This is a genomic window from Streptomyces sp. SID3212, from assembly GCF_009865405.1.
GTDB lineage: Bacteria > Actinomycetota > Actinomycetes > Streptomycetales > Streptomycetaceae > Streptomyces.
In genome coordinates, this window is record NZ_WWJY01000422.1 from 1 (window position 1) to 225 (window position 225).

Genomic DNA, 225 nt, shown 5'->3' on the forward strand with positions numbered 1-225 from the left:
GGCGTCTGCCGCGTCCGCCGGGTCCGGCAGCGGCAGCAGGCGGGCGCCCGCCCACAGCACGTACGCCGTGTAGTAGAGCAGCAGCCCGCCGGTGACCAGCGGCGCGCCGGCCGCCGTGTGGACGCCGTGCGCCCCGCCCGGCGTCAGGGCCATCGCCCCCGCCATGTAGACCATCGCGAGCATCCCCAGCAGGTGGTGCGCGTGGTGCGCCGAGCCCCGCGCCCG

1 protein-coding gene is annotated in these 225 nt (G+C 78.7%); it reads right to left on the minus strand.

The genetic code is table 11. The features are described 5' to 3' along the window. Nucleotides 1-225, minus strand: a 225-nt coding sequence (locus tag GT042_RS12575; RefSeq protein ID WP_161308787.1) for a DUF5134 domain-containing protein, incomplete at both ends; no start/stop codon positions are given.